Origin of the sequence: Serratia sp. HMSC15F11, from assembly GCF_001808215.1 — a bacterium.
GTDB lineage: Bacteria > Pseudomonadota > Gammaproteobacteria > Enterobacterales > Enterobacteriaceae > Serratia > Serratia nevei.
In genome coordinates this window covers 1-816 of sequence record NZ_KV792435.1, presented here as the reverse complement: position 1 = coordinate 816, position 816 = coordinate 1, and the positions used below count along the sequence as shown (strand labels likewise).

General features: G+C 56.1%; 1 protein-coding gene. It reads left to right on the top strand.

All coding sequences use genetic code 11. The features are described from left to right. Window positions 1–68 precede the first annotated feature (68 nt). Window positions 69–816 (top strand): IS5-like element ISKpn26 family transposase (locus HMPREF3138_RS09110; RefSeq protein ID WP_070558932.1); only part of this gene is annotated, 748 nt, incomplete at its 3' end.

Sequence of the window (816 nt, the reverse complement as noted above, 5' to 3'; positions counted from 1 at the left end):
GGAAGGTGCGAACAAGTTCCTGATATGAGATCATCATATTCATCCGGAGCGCATCCCAGAGGGACATCATGAGCCATCAACTCACCTTCGCCGATAGTGAATTCAGCACTAAGCGCCGTCAGACCCGAAAAGAGATTTTCCTCTCCCGCATGGAGCAGATTCTGCCATGGCAGAATATGACCGCTGTCATCGAGCCGTTTTATCCCAAGGCGGGCAATGGCCGACGGCCCTATCCGCTGGAGACCATGCTGCGTATTCACTGCATGCAGCATTGGTACAACCTGAGCGACGGTGCCATGGAAGATGCCCTGTACGAAATCGCCTCCATGCGCCTGTTTGCCCGATTATCCCTGGATAGCGCCCTGCCGGATCGCACCACCATCATGAATTTCCGCCACCTGCTCGAGCAGCATCAACTGGCCCGTCAATTGTTCAAGACCATCAATCGCTGGCTGGCCGAAGCAGGCGTCATGATGACCCAAGGCACTTTGGTGGATGCCACCATCATTGAGGCACCCAGCTCTACCAAGAACAAAGAGCAGCAACGCGATCCGGAGATGCATCAGACCAAGAAAGGCAATCAGTGGCACTTTGGCATGAAGGCCCACATTGGTGTCGATGCCAAGAGTGGCCTGACCCACAGCCTAGTCACCACCGCGGCCAACGAGCATGACCTCAATCAGCTGGGTAATCTGCTTCATGGAGAGGAGCAATTTGTCTCAGCCGATGCCGGCTACCAAGGAGCGCCACAGCGCGAGGAGCTGGCCGAGGTGGATGTGGACTGGCTGATCGCCGAGCGTCCCGGCAGGGTAAAAA